The 18,960-nt window shown below is 71.5% G+C and carries 14 protein-coding genes and 2 pseudogenes; 7 read left to right on the plus strand and 9 right to left on the minus strand.

All coding sequences use genetic code 11. The features are described 5' to 3' along the window. The first annotated feature begins 164 nt into the window (after positions 1-164). The 3 genes from A6A06_RS09945 (at position 165) to ffh (ending at position 5,780) form a co-directional block, all read left to right on the plus strand. Entirely contained in the window at positions 165-503 is a 339-nt protein-coding gene (locus tag A6A06_RS09945) for a P-II family nitrogen regulator (protein ID WP_073760841.1), read from the plus strand. A 564-nt stretch (positions 504-1,067) separates the two neighbouring features. After that, positions 1,068-3,674, plus strand: a complete 2,607-nt coding sequence (locus A6A06_RS09950; RefSeq protein ID WP_242440660.1) for a [protein-PII] uridylyltransferase — start codon at positions 1,068-1,070, stop codon at positions 3,672-3,674. A 546-nt stretch (positions 3,675-4,220) separates the two neighbouring features. Beyond that, on the plus strand, positions 4,221-5,780 hold the full coding sequence (gene ffh / locus A6A06_RS09960) for a signal recognition particle protein (protein ID WP_073760842.1): 1,560 nt from the start codon (positions 4,221-4,223) through the stop codon (positions 5,778-5,780). Between the two features lie 170 nt (positions 5,781-5,950). Here ffh and A6A06_RS09965 read toward each other — a convergent pair whose 3' ends face one another. From A6A06_RS09965 to A6A06_RS10005, 9 genes and pseudogenes are all read right to left on the minus strand, one after another. Further along, positions 5,951-7,201, minus strand: coding sequence for a phosphopentomutase (locus A6A06_RS09965; protein ID WP_073760843.1), 1,251 nt, complete (start codon positions 7,199-7,201; stop codon positions 5,951-5,953). Continuing rightward, entirely contained in the window at positions 7,198-8,400 is a 1,203-nt protein-coding gene (locus A6A06_RS09970) for an alanine racemase (protein WP_073760844.1), read from the minus strand. Before A6A06_RS09970 ends, A6A06_RS09965 begins: the two co-directional genes overlap by 4 nt. 251 nt (positions 8,401-8,651) lie before the next feature. Further along, a pseudogene (locus tag A6A06_RS09975) lies at positions 8,652-9,746 on the minus strand (aminotransferase class V-fold PLP-dependent enzyme); the annotation flags it as partial. 176 nt (positions 9,747-9,922) lie between these two features. After that, positions 9,923-10,843, minus strand: a pseudogene (locus A6A06_RS09980) (phosphotriesterase family protein); the annotation flags it as partial. 35 nt (positions 10,844-10,878) lie between these two features. After that, on the minus strand, positions 10,879-12,276 hold the full coding sequence (locus tag A6A06_RS09985) for a YhfT family protein (protein WP_073760845.1): 1,398 nt from the start codon (positions 12,274-12,276) through the stop codon (positions 10,879-10,881). Between the two features lie 90 nt (positions 12,277-12,366). Further along, positions 12,367-12,723, minus strand: coding sequence for a DUF2620 family protein (locus A6A06_RS09990; RefSeq protein WP_073760846.1), 357 nt, complete (start codon positions 12,721-12,723; stop codon positions 12,367-12,369). Continuing rightward, on the minus strand, positions 12,720-13,091 hold the full coding sequence (locus A6A06_RS09995; protein WP_073760847.1) for a PRD domain-containing protein: 372 nt from the start codon (positions 13,089-13,091) through the stop codon (positions 12,720-12,722). Before A6A06_RS09995 ends, A6A06_RS09990 begins: the two co-directional genes overlap by 4 nt. A gap of 224 nt (positions 13,092-13,315) precedes the next feature. Further along, entirely contained in the window at positions 13,316-14,263 is a 948-nt protein-coding gene (yhfZ, locus tag A6A06_RS10000) for a GntR family transcriptional regulator YhfZ (protein ID WP_073760848.1), read from the minus strand. 329 nt (positions 14,264-14,592) lie between these two features. Next, complete coding sequence (locus tag A6A06_RS10005; protein ID WP_073760849.1) at positions 14,593-15,468, minus strand: methyltransferase domain-containing protein; 876 nt, start codon at positions 15,466-15,468, stop codon at positions 14,593-14,595. A 219-nt stretch (positions 15,469-15,687) separates the two neighbouring features. Between A6A06_RS10005 and proS the strand changes: the two genes are divergently transcribed. From proS to A6A06_RS10025, 4 genes are all read left to right on the plus strand, one after another. Further along, the gene (proS, locus tag A6A06_RS10010; protein ID WP_073760867.1) at positions 15,688-17,103 is read left to right on the plus strand and encodes a proline--tRNA ligase; all 1,416 of its coding nucleotides are present in this window, start codon (positions 15,688-15,690) and stop codon (positions 17,101-17,103) included. A 248-nt stretch (positions 17,104-17,351) separates the two neighbouring features. After that, positions 17,352-17,942 carry a hypothetical protein gene (locus A6A06_RS10015; protein ID WP_073760850.1) on the plus strand — a complete coding sequence of 197 codons (591 nt, stop codon included), beginning with the start codon at positions 17,352-17,354 and terminating at the stop codon, positions 17,940-17,942. 155 nt (positions 17,943-18,097) lie between these two features. Then, entirely contained in the window at positions 18,098-18,535 is a 438-nt protein-coding gene (gene rpsP / locus A6A06_RS10020) for a 30S ribosomal protein S16 (protein WP_073760851.1), read from the plus strand. Positions 18,536-18,537: 2 nt separating this feature from the next. Next, complete coding sequence (locus tag A6A06_RS10025) at positions 18,538-18,777, plus strand: RNA-binding protein (protein WP_003980229.1); 240 nt, start codon at positions 18,538-18,540, stop codon at positions 18,775-18,777. Positions 18,778-18,960 lie beyond the last annotated feature (183 nt).

Consider the following 18,960-nt stretch of genomic DNA (forward strand, 5'->3'; position numbering starts at 1 on the left):
AAGGGCCAGGACGAGAACGACGGCAAGGGCCAGGACGAGAACGACGGCAAGGGCCAGGACGAGGACGAAGGCAAGGGCCAGGGGAAGGGCCAGGGCAAAGACCAGGGCCAGGGCGGGGGCCAGGGCTCGACTCCGGCTTCCGGCAGTGACGAGAGGGTGGACGCGTGAAGCTCATCACGGCAGTGATCAAGCCGTACCGGCTCGACGAGGTGAAGGAGGCCCTGCAGTCGTTCGGCGTACACGGCCTGACCGTCACCGAGGCCAGCGGATACGGCAGGCAGCGCGGGCACACGGAGGTGTACCGCGGCGCGGAGTACACCGTCGACCTGGTGCCGAAGGTCCGTATCGAGGTGCTCGTGGACGACGCGGACGCCGCGGAGCTGATCGACATCGTGGTGAAGGCGGCCCGCACCGGCAAGATCGGCGACGGAAAGGTCTGGAGCCTCCCGGTCGAGGAGGCGGTCCGCGTCCGCACGGGCGAGCGGGGACTGGACGCGCTGTAGGGGCGTGGAGGGGCGCGAAGGGGCGTGCAGGGACGGGACGCTCCCGACTTCCGGCTCCCGGCTCCGCCCCCGGCAATGAGCGGCCTCACGGGTGGAGCCGGGGCGCCCTTCCGGTCGGCCCCATGGGCCGGTCGGGACGGTCCGGCGGCGCCCCGACCGCAGGCGGAGGAGTACGCGAGGGCGGGGGAGCACGCGAGGGCGAGGGCCTGAAGAGGGCTGGTACCTGGGGGCGGCGGGGGCTGTGGGGGCCGATGTGACCAAGGAGCGCCTGAGTTGACCGAGAGCCCGAAGAAGACAGCGGAGGACCGTGCTCCGGACCCGGTGGGGCGTACGGAGCGCACGGAGCGCACGGAGTCGGCGGGGCGAGGGCTGGGACCGGGTCTGAATCCGGCTCTGGGGCTGCGGCTGGGTGCGGGCTCGGGTACAGGAAGTCCGGCCGAGGGAGGCGTGGCCGAGGGAAGCCCGGCCGAGGGAGGCGTGGCGCGAGAGGCGGGCCAGGCCGGCGGCCGGGAGGCGGCGCCACCCGCGCCCTCCGCTGACGAAGGCGGCTTTCCCGCGGCCCGGCTGCGGCTCCTGCAGACCGCCGGGCAGGACGGCCCCGGACGCCGGACCGCCCTCGCCCGCCTCACCGACGAGTGGCTGGTGGACCTCTTCACCCACGCGACAGCCGAACCCGACGCCGCAGCCGGTGCCGGTGCTGGACCTGATGCCGGTGCCGGTGCCGGTGCCGGTGCTGGATCTGGAGCCGGTGTCGGCGTCGGAGCCGGTGCTGGTGTCGGCTCCGGCATCGCGCTGGTCGCCGTCGGCGGCTACGGCCGCGGCGAACTCTCCCCCCGTAGCGACCTCGACCTGCTCCTGCTCCACGACGGCAAAGCGGGCGCCCGCACGGTGGCCGCGCTCGCCGACGAACTCTGGTATCCGGTCTGGGACCTGGGCCTCGCCCTCGACCACTCGGTGCGGACCCCCGCCGAGGCGCGCAGAGCCGCCCGCGAGGACCTCAAGGTCCAGCTCGGTCTCCTGGACGCCCGCCACCTGGCCGGCGACCCGGAACTCACGGGGGCCCTGCGCGGCACCGCGCTGGCCGACTGGCGCGAACAGGCCCCCAAGCGCCTGCCCGAACTGCGCGATCTCTGCCGTGAACGCTCCGCGCGGCAGGGCGAATTGCAGTACCTGCTGGAGCCGGACCTGAAGGAGGCCAGGGGCGGGCTGCGGGACGCCACCGCACTGCGGGCGGTCGCCGCCTCCTGGCTGGCCGACGCACCGCGCGAGGGACTGGAGGCCGCCCGCACCCGCCTGCTGGACGTACGCGACGCGCTGCACCTGACGACCGGCCGCGCCACCGACCGCCTTTCCCTCCAGGAACAGGACCAGGTCGCCGAGGCGCTCGGCGTACTGGACGCGGACGTACTGCTGCGGCAGGTCTACGAATCCGCCCGCACCATCTCGTACGCGAGCGACGTCACCTGGCGCGAAGTCGGGCGGGTGCTGAGGTCCCGGTCCGTACGACCCGTACTGCGTGGCTTGCTGAGGGGCCGTACGGCCGGAGGCGGGCCGGGCCGGGGAGAGCGGTCCCCGCTCGCCGAGGGCGTGGTCGAGCTGGACGGCGAAGTCGTCCTGGCCCGGACGGCGCGCCCGGACCGCGACCCGGTGCTTCCCCTGCGCGCCGCGGCCGCCGCCGCGCAGGCCGGACTGCCCCTGTCCCCGCACGCCGTGCGCCGGCTGCGTACGGCCGCCACCACCCGGCCGCTGCCCGTGCCGTGGCCGGCCGAGGCCCGCGAACAGCTGGTCACACTGCTGGGCGCGGGCGCCCAGACCGTACCCGTATGGGAGGCGCTGGAGGCGGAGGGGATCGTCACCTGGCTGCTGCCCGACTGGGAGCGGGTGCGCTGCCGCCCGCAGCGCAACGCCGTGCACCGGTGGACCGTGGACCGGCACCTGATCGAGACGGCCGCCCGCGCCTCGGCGCTCACCCGCCGTGTGCACCGCCCGGACCTGCTGCTGGTCGCGGCCCTGCTGCACGACATCGGCAAGGGCTGGCCCGGTGACCACTCCGTCTCCGGCGAGACCATCGCCCGGGACATGGCGGCCCGGATCGGCTTCGATGCCCGGGACGTGACGGTGATCGCCACGCTCGTACGCCACCATCTGCTGCTCATCGAGACGGCCACCCGACGCGACCTGGGCGACCCGGCCACGGTCGACGCGGTGGCGGACACGGTGGGTGACACCGGGACGCTGGAGCTGCTGCACGCCCTCACCGAGGCCGACGCACTGGCGACCGGCCCCGCCGCCTGGAGCGCATGGCGCGGATCGCTCGTCGCCGACCTGGTGAAACGCGTCACGGCGCGGCTGGCGGGGGAGGCCGCACCACGGAAGCACTCGGCGGACGAGCCGACCGCCGAGCAGGAACGCATGGCCGCCGAGGCATGGCGTACCGGCGGCCCGGTGCTCGCCCTGCACGCCCGAGCCGAAGGCCAAGGCGAAACGGACCCAGCCTCCGGTCCGGGCGGTGCGGGAGCGGACACGGGCGCGCGTGCACGGGCGGATGCGGGTACGGGGACGGGACCGGCCCCCGAGCCCGAGACGGATACGGAGCCGGAGCCGGAGCCGGTGGGCGTCGAACTGCTGATGGCCGTACCGGAACAGCCCGGTGTGCTGCCCGCCGCGGCAGGCGTCCTCGCCATGCACCGCCTGACCGTTCGCGCCGCCGACCTGCGCAGCACCGACCCTGTCGGCGAGGGGTCGGTGCTGCTGCTGAGCTGGCGGGTGGCCGCCGAATACGGCTCGCTCCCGCAGACCGTACGGCTCCGGGCCGATCTCGTCCGGGCCCTGGACGGTTCGCTGGACGTGCCGGCCCGGCTGGCGGAGCGCGAGCAGGCGTACGCGCGTCGCTCGCGTGGGGTGCAGGCCCCGCCGCCCCGGGTGACGGTCGCCCCCGGGACGTCGCAGCTGGCGACCGTGATCGAGGTACGGGCCCAGGACGCCCAGGGCCTGCTGCACCGGATCGGCCGCGCGCTGGAGGCCGCACGGGTCACCGTACGCAGCGCCCACGTGAGCACGCTGGGAGCGAACGCGGTGGATGCGTTCTACGTCACGGACGAGAAGGGAGATCCACTGCCGGATCCGGTGGCCGCCGAGGTGGCGCGAGCGGTGGAGCGCGCCTTGAAGTAGCCACACCGGCCGGTCGACCCGCGCCGGACCCGAGGCCGGACCCGAGGCCGGGGGCGAGGCCGGGGGCGAGCCCGGGGCCGGGGCCGGGCCCGCAGCCAGGTTCGAGGCCAGGCCGGGGGCGGGCGCCAGGGCAGGCCGCTCGGCCGGAGAGGCCCGCAGAGAAGAGCCCACCCCACCGGAAAGAAACGCCCCCGGCGGAGTTGCCACCGACGCAACCGGTCTCGAAGACGGAACCGTCCTCGAAGACGGAACCCTTCTCGAAGACCGGATCGTCCTCGGAGGGCGAACCGTCCCTGAAGGCCGAACCGTCCCTGAAGGCCGAACCGTCCTCGAAGGCGGCACGGGCTGCCCGGTCCCCCCACCTCCGTGAGACGGTGGAGGCGGGGTACGCAGCGGGCGCCCGCGCCGGTTGCGCACCGTACCCGCAGCCGTGCGGAGCCCCGTCCAGGCGGCCCTTCCCGGCGGGCAGGGACACGTTGCTTGCCTGTGCGGATACCCTAGAAGCCGACTTGACCCTGCCCCCGACCCCGAGGATCGACGACCGCCGTGTTCGATACGCTTTCCGACCGCTTGGCGAGTACTTTCAAAAACCTCCGGGGCAAAGGCCGCTTGAGCGAGGCGGACATCGACGCCACGGCGCGCGAGATCCGTATCGCCCTGCTGGAGGCCGACGTCGCGCTGCCCGTCGTCCGGGCTTTCATCAAGCAGGTGAAGGAGCGGGCGACCGGCGTCGAGGTCTCCCAGGCGCTGAACCCCGCCCAGCAGGTCATCAAGATCGTCAACGAGGAGCTCGTCGGCATCCTCGGCGGCGAGACCCGTCGGCTGCGCTTCGCCAAGAACCCGCCGACCGTCATCATGCTGGCCGGTCTGCAGGGTGCCGGTAAGACGACCCTCGCCGGAAAGCTCGGCCACTGGCTCAAGCAGCAGGGCCACGCGCCGCTGCTGGTCGCCTGTGACCTGCAGCGCCCCAATGCCGTCAACCAGCTCTCGGTCGTCGCCGAGCGTGCCGACGTCGCCATCTTCGCGCCCGAGCCGGGCAACGGCGTCGGCGACCCGGTCAAGGTCGCTCAGGACTCGATCGAGTTCGCCCGCTCCAAGCAGCACGACGTGGTCATCGTCGACACCGCGGGCCGCCTCGGTATCGACCAGGAGCTGATGCAGCAGGCCGCGGACATCCGCGACGCGGTCAAGCCGGACGAGGTCCTCTTCGTCGTCGACGCGATGATCGGCCAGGACGCGGTCAACACCGCGGAGGCGTTCCGCGACGGCGTCGGCTTCGACGGCGTGGTGCTCTCCAAGCTGGACGGCGACGCCCGCGGTGGTGCCGCGCTCTCCATCGCGCACGTCACCGGCAAGCAGATCATGTTCGCCTCCAACGGCGAGAAGCTGGACGACTTCGACGCGTTCCACCCGGACCGCATGGCGTCCCGCATCCTGGGCATGGGCGACATGCTCACGCTGATCGAGAAGGCCGAGCAGACCTTCAGCCAGCAAGAGGCCGAGAAGATGGCCTCCAAGCTGGCGAGCAGCAAGGGCAAGGACTTCACGCTCGACGACTTCCTGGCCCAGATGGAGCAGGTCCGCAAGATGGGCTCCATCTCCAAGCTGCTCGGCATGCTGCCCGGCATGGGGCAGATGAAGGAGCAGATCAACAACCTGGACGAGCGCGAGGTCGACCGTACGGCGGCGATCATCAAGTCGATGACGCCGGCCGAGCGCCAGGAGCCGACGATCATCAACGGCTCGCGCCGGGCCCGTATCGCCAAGGGCTCCGGTGTCGACGTCAGCGCGGTCAAGAACCTGGTCGAGCGCTTCTTCGACGCCCGCAAGATGATGTCGAAGATGGCCCAGGGCGGCGGCATGCCGGGAATGCCTGGCATGCCGGGGATGCCGGGCATGGGTGGCGGTGGCGCCAAGAAGAAGAAGCAGCAGAAGCAGGCCAAGGGCAAGCGCAAGAGCGGCAACCCCATGAAGCGGAAGGCCGACGAGGAGGCCGCTGCCGCCCGCCGCGAGGCCGCCCAGTCCGGCAACCCGCTGGGCCTGCCGCAGGGTGACGAAGCGAAGAACTTCGAACTTCCCGACGAGTTCAAGAAGTTCATGGGCTAGCGCTTTCCCCGGCCCCTGGGCGGCTCGCGCCGCCCTCGGGGCCGCGATCGGCGCGTAGGCGTGTGATCGAGCCCCTGGCCGGAGCCCCGGCCGGGGGCTCGTTCGTGTGGCGCTCGTGCGAGTGGTGCTCGTGCGAGTGGTGCTCGTGCGAGTGGTGCTCGTGCGTGTGGTCATTTCGGCGCACCCGCCGATCCGGCCGCAGGTCGCAACAGCGGAGTACCGCCGCCGAGCGCGGTGGCATCCAGCCCGAGCGTGACCGCCGCTGTGGCCCCCACGTCAGCCAAGGTCCGGGCCGATGGCAGGCGATCCGGGCGGGTGCCCTCAGGGCGGTGGATCAGCACCGGAACGTACTCACGCGTGTGACAGGCGTGGCCGATCACCGGGTCGTTGCCGTGGTCGCCGGTGACGATCAGACGGTCGCCGGGGGACGAGAGCAGCGGCAGCAGCGAACCCACCCCCGCGTCGGCTCGCCGGAGCACGGAGGCGTAACGCGAGGCGTCCTGCTGGTGACCCGCCAGATCGGTCTCCTGGACGTTGCTGACGATCAGGGCCGTCTTCGGGGCCCCGCGGAGGGCGTCGAGGGTGAGCGCGAAGACCTCGGTGGTGCCGACGGCCGGACAGCACACCGCCGCGTCGCAGGCCAGGACATCCGCGGCCTTGCCCACGAGGGTGACGGGGACGCCCGCTTCCGCCGCCACCTCCGGCAGCCGGCGGGCGTGGTCCAGTGGCGCACCGAGATGCCGCACCGCCAGCCCGCCGTTCCGGTAGAAGCCGCTCGCCGGGGTGTCCAGACCGACCGTACCGAGGGCACCCCGCCGTACGAAGGTGTGCAGCGGAGCGTCCGCATGGCCGCCCACGGCGATCACCCGGGCGACGGGCGCCACCGAACGCACCACCCGGGCGACGCGGAGAACGCTCGTGAACGAGACGTCTTCCAGTCGTCCGGAGACGTTCCAGTTGACGCCCGGATCCGCCTCCAGGTTGTCGTGGACGAGGATCCGCCCATCCACCACCAGCAGGGGCCGCCCGCCGAGGAGGCCCGTGCGGTGCCCGTCTGCCCGGAGGGCCGCGGCGACTTCGTCGAGGTGCCCGGCGAGCCGGGCCACCGCCACCCGGCTGAAATCGGCCCCCATCATGGTCTGGTGCCCGGCGTACGTATCGGCGCCCGGGTAGCCGAGCGCCGCCCGGCCCGCGGCCACCGGGAGGGACGGCGCCCGTGCGAGATCCGGATGCGGGTGGACGAGGCCGAGGCCGAGAGCTTCCAAGGAGGGCAGCGGGAGGCGGCGGCCGGTCGCCGCACGGTGACTGTCGAGGAGATGGCCCAGAGTGTCGGCGGCAGCGTCACCGGGGCGCGGCACATCCGCGTCGGGCATCGCACCGATGCCGAAGCCGTCGATGACGAGGATGACGGTCCTGCTCATGGCCCACCCGTGCCTTCCCCGTCCGTGCCTTCCCCGCCCGCATCCTCCGGGAGCGGACGGCCCAGTGCGTCATGGCGACCGATCAGCCGCGGGGATCCGGTGGCGAGACCGGCGACGACGGCGACGGTGCTGCGGGTCACGAACATCTGGGTACGGAACGCGAGGACCGCGGTGTCGCCGGGCCGGGCGTCACCAGGAGCCAGCAAACGGTAGTAATCGATGCTCTCGGCAGGAGCCTGCTGGACGGCGAGCCGGGCGCCGGTACGGGGAATGAGCGCCGACTCGACACCTGACCTGGGGTAGAAGCCGCCGCCGTGCAGCGCGAGCCGCCCGTCGGCGAGGACATGCGCGACCTCGGTGACGTAGACGTAGGCGGGCTGCTCCGGCTGCTCCCGGTCGACGGCGTGGAGGGGAGTGGTGCCGGTGAGGGCATGACCGGGCTCGCCATGCGTGGCGCCCAGCTCGGCGAGCAGCGGCAAAGTGGCCGCGCAGGTCACGCCCGGGGCGCTCAGCTTCAGGTCCGCGTGCCCGCGCGCGGCGAGCACCCCACGGGCCTCGCGGGCGAGCGCGAAAGTGGCGGTCGGACGCGGCTGCCCGGACCCAGGAACACACTGGACGCAGGGGAACGCGGTGACCCCGGCCACGCGGATGCCGGACAACTGCTCCGCCTCGGCCGCGAACCCTGCCAGCTCACCGAGCGGTACGCCGCCCTCCTGCCCCGGGTGCACCGAGCCGGGTGCACCTTCGATCCGTACCAGAACGTCCTGCACACAACCCAGTTGGCGTGCGGCATCCGAGACGGCGCGGGCATTGGCCGGATCGAAGACGGTCACCGCCTCGGGGCGCCGGGCGAGGACCTCCGGAAGCGCGCGGTGCGGCACCTGCACCAGGTGGCCCACATTCCCGGCTCGCGCACCTGCCGCGTGCAGAGCGCGGGCCTCGGGTGCGTCGATGGCGGCGAAGCGCGGCAGGTGCCGGGCCACGGCCCGGATCACTTCGGGGTTGCGGCCGACCTGCTTGACCACGGGCCACAGGCCGAGGCCCCACCGTCTGGCCTCACCGGCCAGCAGTGCGGCATTGGCCTCGACGGCATCCAGGTCCAGGACGTACGTGTCCGGCTGCACCGCGCCGCTGTGGTGCAGCTCTGCGGCGTGGTCGACCAGCTGCGGGTTACGCGTGAGGACGGTGTCGAGGAACATGGCGGTCAGCTCCCTTCCCGGAGGCCGGGCAGGCCGTGTGTGGTGTGGCCGGCACACGGGGTGGTGGAGCAGGATTCGGGTGCGGCCGGTGTGGACTCGGGCGCGGATACGGGAAGCGGTGCGGTGGATGCGGGGAGCGGCGCGGCGGATGGGGGGAGCGGCGCGGGCTCGGACGGGTCGGGTGGTGCAGTACGTTCGGGACCACGTACGGGTGAGGCCCCGGTCCCCGCAGAGGTGGCCGGGGCAGCGCCCAGGTCGCGCAGCGCCCGGCGGAGGATGTCGATCACCAGGTCCGCGCCTGCCCGCATCGGATTGACCCGCACCGTCCATTCGGCGAGCTCGGGTGCGTCCTCCAGGGCGGAAGCGGACATCCGGTAGACGAGCGGAGCGATCTCGTACCGGGAGTTGGAACCGACGGGGTACGACGCGGCGCCGTACCGGGCCGCGGCGGCCGGCAACGCGCGGGCCACGGGACGGTCCAGCCGCACCAGCACACAACGGTCCTGGACGTTGGCGATCCGCACCTCGGCGACACCGGGCACTTCCCCTGCCGCCAGCCGCTCGGCGATCTCGGCACCCGTCCTGGACTGCACCGCCCACATCACCGGAACGTGGCTGAGCGCCCGCAGCGCATCCAGTGCCTGGTGCCCCTGTACCTGGCCGCCTCCGGAATAGTTGTCGTCGTGCACGCGCCCGACCAGCTCCCGCGAGCCGACGACCGCGCCCACCCCCTCCGGACCGTGCAGCTTGAACAGCGAGAAACACGAAGCGTCCGCGCCCATCTGCACGCCGCACGCCGGGACACGCAGGACCGCGTAGTTGTCGTCCACGATCGTGCGCACGCCGGCGGCCCGGCAAGCGGCGAGCACCTCGCCCGGATCGTGGGAGTCCGCCGCCCGCTGCCGGGTGTGCTGCACGAACGCCCATCGGAACCGGCCGGAAGACAGTGCCCGGTCCAGCTCGGCACGGTCGTCGAAGTCCGCTTCGACGGTCTCCACTCCCAGCCCGCGCAGGGTGACACCGGTGGTGCGGTAGACCGGCGCGCGGTGCACGAGCAGCGGATCGCCCGCACCGAGCACGGCGCCGAGTGCGGCCCGGATGGCGCCCGTCCCGGCACCCTGTACCAGCGCAGCGGCGGGGGCTCCGAAAAAGTCGGCGAGGACGGACTCGACCTGCGCGGTGGTACGTGGTCGGCCCAGCCCCGGCACCACCCCCGCGTCCGCCTCGAACAGCTGCTGGCCCTCGAAATGCCGGGCCACACACTCCACCAGCCGGAACTGGTCCTCCACCGCGTCCTCCACCGCGACCGTCGGCAACGGGAACGTCCTGGGCAACCGCACACTCATGTCAGCGCCTCCTTTCCCACTGAGCCATTCCCGGTTCCGGCTCCGGTCCCGGTCCCGGGCTCAGACTCGGGCTCGGCTTGGGCCGGCCCCTGGGCGCCGGGGCCGGAGTTGCGACTCGCAGCCGGGCAGGCACGGGCGGGCTGTCCGGCTGTCGCGTGCCCGGGGGCGCCGTCCCCGCCTGTGAGAAAACGCAGCGGATTGCGGCGGGTCAGCAGATCGACCAACTGCTCATCGGCTCCGGCGGCCCGCACGCGCGGCAGGAACGACCGGAACAGGTGCCCGTATCCCTGGCCGCCCGCACCGACCAGATAGCTGTGCCGGGAGATGTCGCAGCTGAGCAGTACGCGATCGGCGTACCCGGCCTCCAGCAACGCGAGCAGTAACCGCAACCGGTCTGTGTCGCTCCGGTAGCTCTCCTTGCCGATGGTGTCGAAGGCGACGTACGCGCCCGCCGCCGCCAGCTCCCGGTGGACCACGGGATCGTCGAGCAGGTCCTGATGCCCGATGGAGATCCGGTGTGGCGCCAGCCCGGCCGAGGTCAGCAACTCCAACTGGGCGGGGCCACCGAGCCCCAGCTGTGCATGAGTGGCCAGCGACAGCCCGGTCGCGACAGCAGCACGGGCAGCCGCGGTGAGCGTGCGGACCTCCGGCTCGCTTGGCGCGTGGCCATGGCTGCCGGCTTCCCCGATGACACCAGGGCGCATGCCGCCGGTGCCTGCCCCACCCGTGATCTCCTCGACCAGGGAATCCGCCAGGTCCTCTACGCTCGCCCCGTCCACCCCGGCCGGGTGGAACGCCTCGTGATACCAACCGGTGCCCGCGATCACCGCGACCCCCGATGCCCGGGAGATGCGGGCCAGCGCCGCGAGGTCCCGCCCCATCCCGCGACAGGTCAGTTCGACGACGAGCGACATCCCGAACTGCTCCCGGGCGTCGACAAGTTCACCGGCAATGGCCGTGGCATGCCGGGACCCCAGGAAGGCTGTGCGGTCGGTGTCCCGGCTGAGGTCGAGGGCCAGGTGTTCGTGGGCGAGTACGGGGCCTCGCACGGCACTCGCGGGCAGCGGCCCGGTGACGGTCTGCAGAAGAGAGTTCATGACGTGCTTCCTTCCTGGCGTCCCCGCTCGCCTGCTCAGCCTTTGACCGGGGTGAAGAGGTGCAGCCAGTGGAGAAGATTCAGGGCGATGCCGGTGACGACGACCGCCGCGGGAGCGGCGGCCATCCGGACCACCACCCGGCCCACTGCCTCGTTGAACAGGTAGAGGCCGCCGGCTATCAGGATCCCCAGCCCACCGCCCATGGCCTCGGCCGCCATCAAGGAGCCGAAGAGAATGGCCAGTTGCAGGGTGTCGCCGATGGCGCCGCGAAGGTGCTCCGAGGAGTCACGCACCGAAGGAAGCCCGCCCAGCAGCTTCCCGATCCAGCTCAGCGCCAGCACCTCGGCGGCGAAGACCAGTGCCCCGCAGACCACCGCCAGCCACGGGCTGGGCAGCAGATACCCGATCGGGTAGACAAGCGTGAACCCGACGATGCCGTACGACCCGGAGGCCAGTGCGGTGGTGGCGATCAGCGGGATGAACCCGAGGGCCCGGTAGAAGTCGACCTGCGCCGCTTCCGCGTACTGCCCCTTGGCGATCAGGAAGCTGGTGGCCTCCCCGCCGCCGAACACATGCAGCTGGGCCAGCAGACAGACACCGGCGCCCAGCACCATGAACAACGGCAGGTGCCGGCGCAGCCGGGCCGCACTGGCGCCGAACAGTGACGCCAGTGGATCCACGTCCTCCGGATCCACGTCCTCAGACGCCCCACCGGTGGTCGGGGCTCCTGGGGCTTTTCCGCGCGCGGATGGCACAACGCCCGCAGCAACGCGCTCCGCCCGGCGCTGCCGTACGTCCCTGGCCACCGCGTACCCGATGAGGAGCAGCACACCGACCGCCATGGCCGGCGCCCCCGCGAACACATCGGGCCACATCTTCATCGTCAGCACCACGAGCGCCAGCTCCACCACACCGGCCAGAGCACCGCGCAGCCGCCCGAACTGCTTGGTGATCGCCAGCACCGGAAACAGCGTGAAGAGGAAGAGGATCGGCGTCGCCATCTGCTGCAGGGCCGTCAGGAAGTCGACCGGCAGATCGTGCGCGAGGTCGTTGGCCCCGTTCAGACCGAACACGACGACCGCGCCCCACGCGCCACCGAACAGCGGCGCGAGCCACTTCTTCGGCGCGAGAATGCCCAGGACGTCGGTGGGCAGGAACACCAGCCAGGGATTGAGCACCCCGGAGGAGAGCGCCATCGGCGCTCCCAGCCCGAAGATGAACCCGGCGGAGAGCCCGAAGGACACCGCTGTGGTGGCGCTCCGGGTCGTACGGCCCTGGATGAAGTCGAGCATGAAGGGCCGCACACCGTCGTTGAAGACGGCCAGCGCCAGGTGTGAGAGGAAAGCGGTCAGCGCGCACAGGGCCACGACGGTCAGTTGCTGCGCGAGCGAGAAGTCGAGACCGGTGCTCGCGGCGAGAACGGTGCTGCTCACGGGGTCACTCCTTTGTGCCCTGGCACGTCATCGGGTCGCATGGCCCACGGGGGCCGGGCGCGCTGGGCCCGTGGGCGGGCCCCGGCACGGTCAGGTACGGGCGGCGATGGCTTCCGCCAGCGCGGGTGTGATCGCGTCGATCTGGTCCACGGCGAAGCCGAACACCTTCTTGCCCTGGTCCAGCAGGGCGTCGATCTCGTCCTCCGAAGGGACCGAACGGCCGAAGGTGTGGCATACGGCGGAGCCCATGAGCCCGACCAGGACGCCCAGCGACGCCCCGGCCCCGGTCTGGCAGGTGCCCAGGAAGTAGTCGGCCCGGCCGGCCCGCAGCCGCGCGGCCGCGTCCATGTCGTTGCTGACCACGACCTCGACGCCGTCCAGCGCCAGCCGCTCCACGGCACCCGCGACCTCGGTCTTGCCGACGCCGCCGGTGAGAATGGTCGTCATGGTGTGTCCCTTCGCAGGAGGGCGAAATGCATCGCCAGGAAGTTGATCTCGGACTCGGGGAGCGGAGAGCCGAGGGCGCGCTGCACCCGTATGGAGACGGCGCGGGCCCGCCGGACGGCCTGGGGGTGGTCCGCCAGTTCCGCGGCCGCTGTGTTGTCGGTGCGGAAATCTTCCACCGGCTCGCCGTTCTGCAGCCGGGTCAGTGCCATCAGCAGGTGGCTGGTGAGCATCCCGGCGGATTCCTCGGTGACCGCGCATCCTTCGGCGGCCAGCGCGTCCAGTTCGGCCCGTACGAACTCGGCGATCCCGGGCCGCACCTGACCGCTCTCCACGAAGATCCGGATGCGCTGTGCGAGCAGGGCTTCCATGGTCGTCCCCTGGTGATCGATGGACAGAACGCGATGTCTTGCGCATGGGCATGAAGCTCCGTGGGAGTGCCTGAGGGCAGACCTCCCGATGACAGCGCGGACCGAAGCCCGCCCTCCGGCCGAAGCCCGTCCTCTGGACCGCTGCCCGTCCCTCTGGACCGATGCCCGCCCTCCGGGGCGACGCCCGTCCTTCCTTCCTGACTCAGGTGGTCGGCACGACCGCTTCAGTAGGCAGGGGTGCGCTCCCCCCGCAGGACCTCGGCCTGCAGGCTGGTGACGGTTTCCAGGTCGAGCGATCCGCTCACCGCTGCCAGTGCTTCGCTGCCCTCACTGCGGGCTATCAGCGCCGCGCTGGAATTGCGCAGCGACAGATCGCCGGGGATCTCGTCACCGAGCGGGAGCACCTCCACCTCGTCGCCCAGCTTTCCCTGCACCTCGTCCAGGCTCCAGACGGTGGCGTCGACCCGGTCGTGCGCGAACAGGTCGTGGAGCCGTATGAACGAGCTCTCCAGCCATGTCACGTCCTCTCGGCCGCCGAACGCCCGCTCGGCCAGCGACCGTTGGTCCTCCGACGCGGGATCCACGGCGACCCGCAGTCCCTCGGTGTCGAGCTGGACGCCGTGCCGCAGCAGCAGTCCGTGAGCTCCGACGTAGGTGGCCGGTCCCAGATCCGCTATCAGATCGATCGGTTGCCGCTCCATCAACTGGTCGGCGGCGAAGCGGGACAGCACTGCCAGATCGACCTTTCCGTCCAGCAGAGCGGACACCCGCGCGGCGGCGCCGCGCATGAAGGTGATCGCGAACGGCGCACCGGCCTCCTCGAAGGCGGACCGCAATCCGGTGGCCAGACCTTCGTAGCGACGTGAGTAGGGCAACGGCATCGCGGCGAGCACGGTGCCCAGCCCGGAGAGGCGCCACAGTATGGCGCGGTCCGCGCGCACGAGGAAGGTGCCGAGGTGACCGCGGGCCACAGTCTCTATCGCGCCCGATTCCTCCAGCAGTTGGAGCGCGGCCTGCACCGTCCCGTTGCCGACGCCGAGCTCCGCGGCGAGGTCGCGCACCCGCGGCAGGCGGGCTGCGTCGCCTTCGGTGGGCCGGTTGATCAGGAGGGCGGAGAGCCGCCGGGCCGCGTGTCCGTTGCGGGTCAGGAACCGTTCGTCGATGCTGTTCATGGAAATGACAGTAAACAGAATTCTGGATATTGGGTATACCTCGAACGGGTGAATGCCCGAAGTCTCAGCGTTGACGCGCGCAGTCCCGCGCACGGTCTCGCTGAAGCAAAGGGGCGGAAGGGGAACGAGAAGCGGACGGCGACCGGGCCCAGGCGCCGCCCAAACGGTCCGGCGCAAGCGCCACAGCGACAAGGCCCGGCGAAAGCCGGGTGAAAGCCGAACGGGGAAACGCCCGGCTGCCGGCGGTCAGGAAAGTGAACAGGCCGAAGGGGTGAGGGGGCGAATCAGCGGGAGCGGAGGCGGCCGGGAGAGCGGAGAGTCGGCAGAAATCATGTGCGGGCGACGAGATAGCGGAACACGTTCGCCATCCAGACCGTGCCGTCCGGGCGCTGATGCGGATGCAGCGCCTCGCTCAGTTCCTTCTCCACCTGCGCCTGGTCGGTGACCTCCAGCGCCGCGTCGAACAGTCCCGTGGACAGCAGCCCGCGCACCGCGCTCGACAGGTCCCCGTAACCGAACGGGCAGGCCACCCGCCCCGACCCGTCGGGCCGCAGCCCCGCACGGTCGGCCAGCTCTTCGAGGTCGTCCCGGCCGCTGGGCCGCCAGCCGCCCGCCGTGCGCAACGGGTCCGCCAGCCGCTGGGCCACCCGCAGCACACTCGCCGTGGCACACCGCTCCACGGGCCCCCAGCCGCCCAGAACCACGGGGCTTCCGCGCTCCGCGAGACCGGCGGCGGTCACCAGCGCAGCCGTCAACCCCTCGATACTGCGGACGCAACCCACCGGGTGAAAGGCCGTCACCAGGTTGAAGGCGGAGCCGCCGGGACCGGCCGCCTGCTCGGGACCGCCGCACGCCAGCACCGTGGCACGCGCCGCGCCGTCGTGGGCCTCACCGGAGGCCTCGGGAGTCAGCCGTTCCCGTGCCAGATCCAGTCGTTCTTCGTCCGTGTCCACCCCGCAGACCTGTGCGCCGCGGGCCGCGGCGATCAGCAGCGCGAGCCCGGAACCGCAGCCCAGCCCCAGCAGCCTGGTGTGCGGCCCGACGTCCACCCGGTCGTACACGGCCTCGTACAGCGGCACCAGCATCCGTTCCTGGATCTCGGCCCAGTCGCGGGCGCGTCCACAGGATCCGGCCGGTGCGCCGGGGTCGTGAGAACCGGGAGAACCGGACTGCCGGAGGTGATGCCGTACGAGCGTGGGTGTCATCGAAAGCGCCCCAATCCGCCGAGAACCCGAAGCTGTCAGTGGTCGATCTCCCCCGTGTCCCGCCCCTGTGTTCGCGTCGTGCGCCCCCGCATTCCAGACAACTCCCCATCCGGCTCGGAGTCCAGGGGTGCGCCGGGGTTGTCTCCCGCGCGCCCCTCGGTGCGCCGGGGTGCAATTTCGTTTGCCGACGCAGGGTGTCGCGCCCGTACCATGCGCGCCATGGCAAAGGCCCCCGTTCTCACTCCCCAGGCGGACGACTTTCCCCGCTGGTACCAGGACCTGATCAGCAAGGCCGAGCTGGCCGACAACGGGCCGGTGCGCGGCACCATGGTCATCCGACCGTACGGGTACGGCCTCTGGGAACGGATGCAACAGGAGCTGGACGCGCGCATCAAGGAAGCCGGGGCCCAGAACGCCTACTTCCCGCTCCTGATCCCGCAGTCGTACCTGACCAGGGAGGCCGAGCACGTCGAGGGCTTCGCGCCGGAACTGGCGGTGGTCACCCACGGCGGCGGCAAGGAACTGGAGGAGCCGGCCGTCATCAGGCCCACTTCCGAGACCATCGTCAACGAATACTTCTCCAAGTGGGTGCAGAGCTACCGCGACCTCCCCCTGCTCATCAACCAGTGGGCCAACGTCGTCCGTTGGGAGATGCGGCCGCGGGTGTTCCTCCGTACGACGGAGTTCCTCTGGCAAGAGGGCCACACCGCGCACGCCACCCATGAGGAGGCCCGCGACTACGCCGCCCGCATCCACCGCGACGTTTACGCCGACTTCATGGTCAACGTCCTCGCCATCGACGTGGTGGCCGGGCGCAAGACCCCGGCGGAACGGTTCGCCGGCGCGATCAACACCCTCACCCTCGAAGCGATGATGGGCGACGGCAAGGCCCTGCAGATGGGCACCAGCCACGAACTGGGCCAGAACTTCGCGCGAGCCTTCCACACGCAGTACCTCTCCAAGGAGGGCAGGCAGGAACTGGTCTGGCAGACCTCCTGGGGCAGCACCACCCGCATGGTCGGCGCGCTGGTCATGTCACACGGCGACGACCACGGCCTCCGCGTCCCGCCGCGCCTGGCCCCGGTCCAGGTCGTGGTCACGGCCGTCAAGGACGACGGCGCCGTACTGGCCGAGGTCCGGCGGATCGGCGACACGCTGAGGGAGGCGGGTGTGCGGGTCCAGGTCGACGACCGTACGGACATCCCCTTCGGGCGCCGCGCGGTGGACTGGGAACTGAAGGGCGTGCCGCTCCGCGTCGAGATCGGACCGCGTGACCTGGTGAACGGCACCGCGATGCTGGTGCGCCGCATCCCCGGCGGCAAGGAGCCCGTCCGGCTCGACTCGCTCGCTTCCCTCCTCCCCGTATGCCTGGAGGAGGACCAGGCGCTGCTTCTGAGGCAGTCCCGTGAGCGCCGGCAGTCGCGTACCTCGGACGTGACGACCGTCGAGGAGGCCGCCGAGGCGGCGGCCGCGGGGGGCTGGGCCCGCATCCCGTGGGCGGCGCTCGGCACGGAGGGCGAGGCCCGGCTCGCGGAGCAGGCGGTGACCGTACGGTGTCTGGTAGCCGGGGACGGGGCGGTGCCCGACGCGGACGACGCTCCCGATAGCATCGCGGTCGTCGCGCGCGCCTACTGAGTCCCACCGGGCTCCACCGGTGGCACGTCGCGGCCCACGGGCAACGGTTGCCCCGGCGCGTACACATCTCTTACGCGCCGGGGCGTACGCGCGGGTACGCCCCGGCTTGCCACCTGACGCGCGCCTTCTCCGCAGTTCTGCGCACACGCCGTCCTCGAAACCCATGACCAGAAACTGACCGGTACGTGCAAATTATTTGAGATGCCCCGTAATCGGAACACTGGATGGGCCCGGCTCGTTGTCACGACGTGAGCACGACACCGCCTGTTCTCGCCGCCGAACTGGCGCTCGCGTGGGCCGATATTCAACGGCACCACCCCGAGCTGCCGGATCTGGCCGCGCCCGAGTCCTTGATCGGAGAGTCCTCGTCCGCCTGTGGGGCCGAGCTCTCCTTCGAACGGCTGCTGCACGAAGCAGTCCACGGCATCGCCGCCGCCCGCGGCGTCCGCGACACCTCACGTGCCGGCCGTTACCACAACCGTCGATTCCTTGCGATCGCCGAGGAGCTGGGTCTCGACCACGTCGACGAGCCGCACCCGAGCAGCGGCTTCTCGCTGGTCACGCTCAACCCCGAGGCCAGAAGGCGCTACCGCCCCACCATCGAGCGGCTCGCCAGAGCCCTCAAGGCGCACTCCGTCGCGACCACGGCCGACAGTGCCCGCAGCTTCCGTGGTCCGGCCGCCCGGCACGGCTCGTCCGGTGGTGGTGTACGCGTCAAGGCTGTCTGTGATTGCGGCAGAAATGTCCGGGTCGTCCCGTCCGTGCTGGCCCAGGCCCCCATCGTCTGCGGTGGCTGCGGCAAGCCGTTCCGGATCCCCGAGGTGGCAGCGGTCGGCTGACCTGGAGTGGTGTGGCACAATGGCTAGCTGTACTCGACAGTCGCACAGGACCCCTCTCTCCTCCGGCTGACGCGTCCATCGGGCACCCGAGTACCGCAACCCCACGTGGCATCCCGTTGTGCCCAACCACGTCAAGACCAGGAGACACCACTCCCGTGGCAGTCAAGATCAAGCTGAAGCGTCTGGGCAAGATCCGCGCGCCTCACTACCGCATCATCATCGCCGACTCGCGTACCCGCCGTGACGGCCGGGCCATCGAGGAGATCGGCCTGTACCACCCGGTGCAGAACCCGTCGCGCATCGAGGTCGACTCCGAGCGTGTCCAGTACTGGCTGGGTGTCGGCGCGCAGCCGACCGAGCCCGTCATGGCCATCCTCAAGGTCACCGGCGACTGGCAGAAGTTCAAGGGCCTGCCCGCCCCGGCGCCGATGAAGGTCGCCGAGCCGAAGGCCGACAAGCGCGCCCTGTTCGAGGCCCTGGCCAAGGACGGCGACGAGCCGAAGGGTGAGGCGATCACCCCGAAGGCGAAGAAGGCGGACAAGAAGGCGGACGAGGCCGAGGCCGAGTCCACCTCTGAGTCGACCGAGTCCTGATCATGCTCGAGGAGGCCCTCGAGCACCTCGTAAAGGGCATCGTCGACAACCCCGACGACGTGCAGGTCGCCTCGCGTACCCTGCGCCGCGGGCGCGTTCTGGAGGTCCGAGTGCACCCCGACGACCTCGGAAAGGTGATCGGCCGCAATGGCCGCACCGCGCGTGCCCTGCGGACGGTCGTAGGCGCCATCGGCGGCCGTGGCATCCGGGTCGACCTCGTCGACGTGGACCAGGTCCGCTGAGCAGAACCGGGGCACCGGGGTACTCCCCGGACCAGGCAGTACCGGCACGGGCCGGGGAGGGCTACGGCTCACCCCGGCCCGTTGTCGTAGGCATCTGCGACGATGCCTGCATGACCGTAATCACCGATTGAAATTCACGAGGCGAGGACCGCCACCGCGGCGAGCGGCGGGCGGCCGGCCGCG

The organism is Streptomyces sp. CB02923 (genome assembly GCF_001905005.1).
Classification (GTDB): domain Bacteria; phylum Actinomycetota; class Actinomycetes; order Streptomycetales; family Streptomycetaceae; genus Streptomyces.

Coding starts and splice junctions, on each gene's coding strand:
- A6A06_RS09965 (WP_073760843.1), bottom strand. CDS start 7,201: ATGAGCAGGACCGTCATCCTCGTCATCGACGGCTTCGGCATCGGTGCG.
- A6A06_RS09970 (WP_073760844.1), bottom strand. CDS start 8,400: ATGTTCCTCGACACCGTCCTCACGCGTAACCCGCAGCTGGTCGACCAC.
- A6A06_RS09990 (WP_073760846.1), bottom strand. CDS start 12,723: ATGACGACCATTCTCACCGGCGGCGTCGGCAAGACCGAGGTCGCGGGT.
- A6A06_RS09995 (WP_073760847.1), bottom strand. CDS start 13,091: ATGGAAGCCCTGCTCGCACAGCGCATCCGGATCTTCGTGGAGAGCGGT.
- yhfZ (WP_073760848.1), bottom strand. CDS start 14,263: ATGAACAGCATCGACGAACGGTTCCTGACCCGCAACGGACACGCGGCC.
- A6A06_RS10005 (WP_073760849.1), bottom strand. CDS start 15,468: ATGACACCCACGCTCGTACGGCATCACCTCCGGCAGTCCGGTTCTCCC.
- proS (WP_073760867.1), top strand. CDS start 15,688: ATGGCAAAGGCCCCCGTTCTCACTCCCCAGGCGGACGACTTTCCCCGC.
- A6A06_RS10025 (WP_003980229.1), top strand. CDS start 18,538: ATGCTCGAGGAGGCCCTCGAGCACCTCGTAAAGGGCATCGTCGACAAC.